This is a genomic window from Poseidonibacter sp., assembly GCF_041821165.1.
GTDB lineage: Bacteria > Campylobacterota > Campylobacteria > Campylobacterales > Arcobacteraceae > Poseidonibacter.
The window spans coordinates 1-6,148 of the sequence record NZ_JBGUES010000143.1 but is presented as its reverse complement, the minus strand read 5'-3'; the positions used below and the strand labels follow the sequence as shown (position 1 = coordinate 6,148).

Below are 6,148 nucleotides of genomic sequence, written 5' to 3'. Positions count from 1 at the left end.
ATTAAGAAGATATATTGAAAGATTAGTAACAACTGCTAGAAACGCAGATTTAAATACTCATAGACAAGTATTTGCTGCATTACAAAGTAAAGAAGCTACTAAAAAACTTATCAATGAAATTGCACCAAAATACGAAGGTAGAAATGGTGGATATACTTCAATTATTAAAACAAGAATCAGAAGAGGTGATGCTACTGAGATGGCATTCATTTCATTCGTATAATCTTTAAGTTTATACAAATTCTATAAGGTAGGAGTCTTTGACTTCTACCTTTTTTTATACATAAAAAACTTTCATAAATATCTTAAAAAAATCTATATATCAAATCAATTTACCTAATATTAAACATAAATTAGATACAATCCAGCGTAATACTATAATTGTAATTCACAGGAGAAATGTTTGATAACTCTAAAAGAAGCACTAACACTTGCTAGTGACGATATTAATAAATTAAGAGATGATTTAACTTCAAAAATAAAAGAAAGCGGTATTGGAGCATATGTTGAGCAGCTAAGTTCAATAGATATTTCACAATCAGGATCAGGTATTCCAATTGCTATAAAAGATAATATAAATGTTAAAAATTGGGAAATTACTTGTTCAAGTAATATATTAAAAGGTTATATATCACCTTATAATGCAACAGTTATCAATAATTTAGAAAAAGCAGGTTTATCACCATTTGGTAGAACTAATATGGATGAGTTTGCAATGGGAAGTTCAACTGAATCTTCATGTTATGGAAAAACTTTAAATCCAGTTGATAACTCTAAAGTTCCTGGTGGAAGTTCAGGAGGAAGTGCTGCTGCTGTTGCTGGTGGAATAGCTATTGCTGCACTTGGTACTGATACAGGTGGATCAATTAGACAACCAGCAGCTTACTGTGGTTGTGTAGGTATGAAACCAACTTATGGAAGAGTTTCAAGATATGGAATTACAGCTTATTCTTCATCATTAGACCAATGTGGACCAATTACACAAAATGTTGAAGATGCAGCAATATTATATGATATTATTTCAGGACATGATCCTTTAGATTCTACATCAGCAAATGTACAAACAGATGCTGTTACACCAAAATTAGATGCGAATAGAAAATTAACTATTGCAGTAATTGATAACTTTGTAGAGCAAGCAAGTCCAGCTATCCAAGAAGCTTTTAATAAATCATTAAAAGCTTTAGAAGAAGCAGGACATACTATTATTCATAAAAATATGTTAGATACAGGTAAAATTTTATCTTCATATTACATCGTAGCAACTGCTGAGGCATCTGCTAACCTTTCTAGATTTGATGGTGTAAGATTTGGAAATAGACAAGGTAATTCTAGTTTAAAAGATATGTATCTTCAAACAAAATCACAAGGTTTTGGAGAAGAAGTTCAAAAAAGAATTATGCTTGGATCTTTTGTATTAAGTTCAGGTTATTATGATGCTTATTATATAAAAGCTCAAAAAGTTAGACATTTAATAAAAGATGAGTATGAAGAAATTTTTAAAGAAGCTGATTTAATTTTATCACCAGTTGCACCTACAACTGCGCCAAAATTTGGATCATTTAAAACTTCTTTAGAAATGTACTTAAGTGATATTTATACAATTTCTGTAAACCTTGCTGGATTACCTGCTATTTCTATACCTGTAGATAATGACGAAGATGGTATGCCAGTTGGATTACAATTAATTGGTCGAGCTTACGATGAACAAACAGTATTTGATGGTGCTTTATCATTAGAAAAAGCAGTAAATTATAAAAAACAATAACAACAATTAGGAATTAGAAATGAGAATTAGAAAAAAAGCACTTACATTTGAAGATGTATTACTAGTACCAGCAAAATCAGAAGTTTTACCAAAAGAAGTATGTTTAAAAACTCAATTAACTAAAAATATTGAATTAAATGTACCTTTTGTATCAGCTGCTATGGATACAGTTACTGAGTTTGAAGCTGCAATTGCAATGGCTAGACTTGGTGGTATTGGAATTATTCATAAAAATATGGACATTGAAACACAAGCTATGCAAGTTAGAAAAGTAAAAAGATCAGAATCAGGAATGATTACAGACCCAATTACAATTAAAAAAGACCAAACTTTACAAGATGCTGAAGATATTATGGCTTCTTATAAAATTTCTGGTATTCCTGTTGTTGATGATGAAAACTCTTTATTAGGTATTATTACAAATAGAGATATGAGATTTACAAAAGATTTTACTAATATTATTGATGTAAAAATGACTCATATGCCATTAATTACTGCTATTAAAGGTACTACTTTAGAAGAAGCTGCTGAAATTATGCATGCTAATAAAATTGAAAAATTACCAATTGTTGATGATAATAATAAATTAATTGGTTTAATTACAATTAAAGATATTAATAAAAAAAGAGAACATCCAAATGCTTGTAAAGATGAGTTTGGTAGATTAAGAGTTGGTGCTGCTATTGGTGTTGGTCAATTAGATAGAGCAACTGCATTAGTTGAAGCTGGTGTTGATGTTTTAGTTCTAGATTCTGCTCATGGTCACTCTAAAGGTATTTTGGATTCTGTAACTGCTATTAAAAAAGCATTAAATGTTGAAATTATTGCAGGAAATGTTGCAACTAGTGAAGCAACTAAAGCATTAATTGATGCAGGAGCTGATGCAGTAAAAGTTGGAATTGGACCTGGTTCAATTTGTACAACAAGAATCGTTGCAGGTGTAGGTGTTCCTCAAATTTCTGCAATTGATGAGTGTGCTGCTGAAGGTGCAAAATATGGTATTCCAATTATTGCAGATGGTGGTATTAAATATTCTGGTGATGTTGCAAAAGCATTAGCAGTTGGAGCAGGTGCTGTTATGATGGGTTCTGCATTAGCAGGTACTGATGAATCTCCAGGTGATTTAATTTTATTCCAAGGAAGAAAATTTAAATCATACAGAGGAATGGGTTCTATTGGAGCTATGACTAAAGGAAGTACTGATAGATATTTCCAAGAAGGAACTGCTGCTGATAAACTTGTACCAGAAGGAATTGAAGGAAGAGTTGCATATAGAGGTTCTATTGCTGATATTATTCACCAAATGGTTGGAGGATTAAGATCATCAATGGGTTACTTAGGTTCAAAAGATATCAAAGTATTCCAAGAAACTGCTGAATTCGTAGAAATTACATCTGCTGGACTAAGAGAGTCTCATGTTCATGATGTAACTATTACAAACGAAGCTCCAAACTACCATATCTAAAATTAAAGTAAAGCGATATTTTTCGCTTTACTTCTTCTGCTTGATTAAAACAAAAATCTAACACTTTTTTTATTAAATACATCATTTTATATAAGCCTCTTTAAACATTCTTTTGTTAATATAATATGTATTAACATTAAAAAAGGAAAACTATATGCTAATTAAAAAAATTAAAGATTTTTATAGATTATTAAAAGTTAAAAAAGTTGATAATATACTAATAATAGCTGGTATTATAGGGGTTGTTATTGGTTTGAATACAGTTCCAATTATTAATGAAATATCTGTTTGGCCAATATTACTTGGTATTTGTATAAAGTTATATGATTTTACTGAAGAAATTGAAAGAAGTATAATTCCTTACGATTTTAATAGATTATTACCTCCCCCACGAAAGAAGTAAAGTAGATTTCTTTACTTTCTTATTGTTTTTATAATTTGTAATCAATAAAATCTTTTATGCTATATGTTTTATATTTAGCTAAACGATTGTAAATTAGTTTTTTATCTTCTGGTGTATTAACTTTTTCATACTCTTTTTCAATTTCAAGTATTTTTTCTAATGTTGCTTTGATTTTTAAAACTTCATCTGAACTCATATAGTCATTATATTTCCCATGTCCTACATAAAAAGCTAGCTTTCTTAGGCTATCAAATATTTGTTCTATTTCTTCTTCTATTTTCATTATTTATTCCTATAAAATTAAATTGAATCTAAAATTTGTTTTAATTCTAAATTTGTTTTTATTTGAAGTTCATCTACTTTTTTAATAAGTTGTTCTTGATTTTCAAATTCTAGCTTTTTACATATATTTTCAATTAAAGTATATTTTGTTTCTTTACTATTATCTATTTTTCTTTTTTCTTCTGCCTTTTTTATATTATTTCGTTGATTTATTACATTTTTTAAATACATATCTACAGCTTTAGAATTTAGTTCATTTTCAACAAAAAATATATTTACACTTTTTAATATTTCTTCAACTTTTTCTTTTAAATCTGAAAAACTATGTTCTTTTTTATCAAAAATAAGTTCTTCTATTTTTTTATCAATTATACTAATATCATCATTAGACATATTTTCCCTTATTTTTTATATTTATAATGTTTGGAATTTTAGCATAAAATTATTAGATTCAAAAATATCAAAGAAATAATGCAATACCCTTCCTTTTTAATCTTATTTATTATATAATTATTATTGCTTTTTTTACAACTTTAGTTTTACTTCATTATATTATTTTCTTGTTATAGATTCCTTATAAATTCATTTAGAATATTATTAATACTAAAAATATAAAGAAATTCAATAACAATTATATGATGAAGTAAATTTAATTAAAAGGATAAATAATGACATTAGCTGTTTTTTGTGGTTCAAGTACGGGTAATAATATAGAGTATGAAAATGCTACAAGATCTTTTGGTAAATTTTTAGCATTAAACAATATTAATGTAGTTTATGGTGGAGGACGAGTAGGGCTTATGGGTATTCTTGCTGATTCTGTTTTAGAAAATGGTGGGAAAGTTCATGGTGTTATTCCTGTAAAACTTCAAGAAAAAGAGTTAGCTCATACTGAACTTACAGAACTATCGATTGTTGCAAATATGCATGAGAGAAAAGCTATGATGGCTGAACTATCTGATGGTTTTGTAGCGCTTCCTGGAGGTGCTGGTACATTAGAAGAGATTTTTGAAGTATGGACATGGGCTCAGCTTGGAATTCATGATAAACCTTGTGCTTTTTTAAATACAAATAAATTTTATGATAAATTAATTGATATGCTTAATACTATGTCAGATGAAGGTTTTTTGAAAAAAGATTATGTAAATATGCTTATAAAAAGTGAAAATCAAGAAGAAGTCTTATCTTTAATTCAAAAGTATAAAGCACCAAAACATAAGTGGTAAAAAATAAAGTATATTCCCAAATATATGGGAATATACCTTTTTATGAAATTGATTTCATAAATACTTTAAACTCTAAATCACATCCAGCTAATGGATGATTATAATCAACTGTGACTTCCTCTTTAGTTACATCTGTTACAGTTGCTCTTAATATTTCTTTCTTTTCATTCTCAGCTTCTAATACTAATCCAATTTGTAAATCTATACCTTCAAAATCTTCTATTGGAGCAACTTGAGATAGTGATTCATCATATTGTCCATAAGCTTTATCAGAACTTACTTTTACAACTTTAGTATCACCTTCTTTCATATCTTGGATTCCTTCTTCTAATCCTTGTATAATTTGACCTGTACCGTATGTAAATTCAATAGGATCTTTTTCAAGATTGCTTTCTAAAATTTCATCATTAATTTTTAGTTCATAGTTCATTACAACTTTTTGGTTTTTTTCAATAGACATATTATTCCTTTGTTTTTTATGCTTTACTATAGCAAAAAATAATTATGCTAAAATTATATATTCTAAATTATATGCTTAAATGTAGATTAATATAAATAAGCATGTATAAAACACTTTTTAAATATAATATTTTATGATTTACAAAACACTATTACTAAGCTTTTTAATAACAAGTTCACTTTTTGCTTCATTTCAAGAAGTTCGTATTGGCAAAATAGATAAATATTATGAAGATAAAATTACATATGAACAGTTAAGAAAAATTATAGATGAAATTGAAAATACTTTTGAGTATCAATTAAATATAAATGTTTTTGATTATTCCCAAAATGGAAAAGATATTGATATTCTATATGTTCCTGCTTCAAAACTTGAAAGACGTATTACAAAAAAGATTATTAAATTAGAAAAAAAGCGTGAAAAGATAAAAAACTATGAAGAGTTTTTTTATACAAAAATAGAAGAAATAGATATTTTAAAAAGTGAATTAGAGTATAAAAACACCTTAGTAAATAACAAGGTAGAAAAATTTAATAATTATGTA

9 protein-coding genes are annotated in these 6,148 nt (G+C 27.4%); 6 read left to right on the top strand and 3 right to left on the bottom strand.

Annotated elements, in window-relative coordinates:
- The 4 genes from rplQ to ACERKK_RS10285 all read left to right on the top strand — a co-directional run.
- Positions 1-223: 50S ribosomal protein L17 (gene rplQ, locus ACERKK_RS10300; RefSeq protein WP_373772997.1), on the top strand; the 223-nt coding region annotated here is incomplete at its 5' end.
- A 180-nt stretch (positions 224-403) separates the two neighbouring features.
- Positions 404-1,768 (top strand): Asp-tRNA(Asn)/Glu-tRNA(Gln) amidotransferase subunit GatA, encoded by a 1,365-nt coding sequence (gene gatA, locus ACERKK_RS10295; protein ID WP_373772996.1) that lies wholly within the window; start codon positions 404-406, stop codon positions 1,766-1,768.
- Between the two features lie 19 nt (positions 1,769-1,787).
- A complete protein-coding gene (gene guaB, locus ACERKK_RS10290) occupies positions 1,788-3,233 on the top strand; it encodes an IMP dehydrogenase (RefSeq protein ID WP_373772995.1) in 1,446 nt (481 codons plus the stop codon).
- A gap of 154 nt (positions 3,234-3,387) precedes the next feature.
- Positions 3,388-3,636: a hypothetical protein gene (locus ACERKK_RS10285; RefSeq protein ID WP_373772994.1), complete on the top strand. Its 249-nt coding sequence runs from the start codon at positions 3,388-3,390 to the stop codon at positions 3,634-3,636.
- Positions 3,637-3,664: 28 nt separating this feature from the next.
- Here ACERKK_RS10285 and ACERKK_RS10280 read toward each other — a convergent pair whose 3' ends face one another.
- Together ACERKK_RS10280 and ACERKK_RS10275 are read right to left on the bottom strand one after the other, a co-directional pair.
- Complete coding sequence (locus tag ACERKK_RS10280; protein ID WP_373772993.1) at positions 3,665-3,919, bottom strand: hypothetical protein; 255 nt, start codon at positions 3,917-3,919, stop codon at positions 3,665-3,667.
- A 17-nt stretch (positions 3,920-3,936) separates the two neighbouring features.
- Positions 3,937-4,311 (bottom strand): hypothetical protein, encoded by a 375-nt coding sequence (locus ACERKK_RS10275; RefSeq protein ID WP_373772992.1) that lies wholly within the window; start codon positions 4,309-4,311, stop codon positions 3,937-3,939.
- A gap of 275 nt (positions 4,312-4,586) precedes the next feature.
- On the opposite strand from ACERKK_RS10275, the gene ACERKK_RS10270 reads away from it, so the two are divergent.
- Positions 4,587-5,144, top strand: coding sequence for a TIGR00730 family Rossman fold protein (locus tag ACERKK_RS10270; protein WP_373772991.1), 558 nt, complete (start codon positions 4,587-4,589; stop codon positions 5,142-5,144).
- A 40-nt stretch (positions 5,145-5,184) separates the two neighbouring features.
- On the opposite strand, the gene ACERKK_RS10265 is transcribed toward ACERKK_RS10270, so the two are convergent.
- Positions 5,185-5,604, bottom strand: a complete 420-nt coding sequence (locus ACERKK_RS10265) for a peptidylprolyl isomerase (RefSeq protein WP_373772990.1) — start codon at positions 5,602-5,604, stop codon at positions 5,185-5,187.
- A 133-nt stretch (positions 5,605-5,737) separates the two neighbouring features.
- Between ACERKK_RS10265 and ACERKK_RS10260 the strand changes: the two genes are divergently transcribed.
- The coding region (locus tag ACERKK_RS10260) for a hypothetical protein (protein ID WP_373772989.1) at positions 5,738-6,148 on the top strand (411 nt) is incomplete at its 3' end.

Excerpts from the sequence above, each read along its gene's own strand:
- guaB (WP_373772995.1), top strand. The coding sequence starts at position 1,788 with ATGAGAATTAGAAAAAAAGCACTTACATTTGAAGATGTATTACTAGTA.
- ACERKK_RS10285 (WP_373772994.1), top strand. The coding sequence starts at position 3,388 with ATGCTAATTAAAAAAATTAAAGATTTTTATAGATTATTAAAAGTTAAA.
- ACERKK_RS10280 (WP_373772993.1), bottom strand. The coding sequence starts at position 3,919 with ATGAAAATAGAAGAAGAAATAGAACAAATATTTGATAGCCTAAGAAAG.
- ACERKK_RS10275 (WP_373772992.1), bottom strand. The coding sequence starts at position 4,311 with ATGTCTAATGATGATATTAGTATAATTGATAAAAAAATAGAAGAACTT.
- ACERKK_RS10270 (WP_373772991.1), top strand. The coding sequence starts at position 4,587 with ATGACATTAGCTGTTTTTTGTGGTTCAAGTACGGGTAATAATATAGAG.
- ACERKK_RS10265 (WP_373772990.1), bottom strand. The coding sequence starts at position 5,604 with ATGTCTATTGAAAAAAACCAAAAAGTTGTAATGAACTATGAACTAAAA.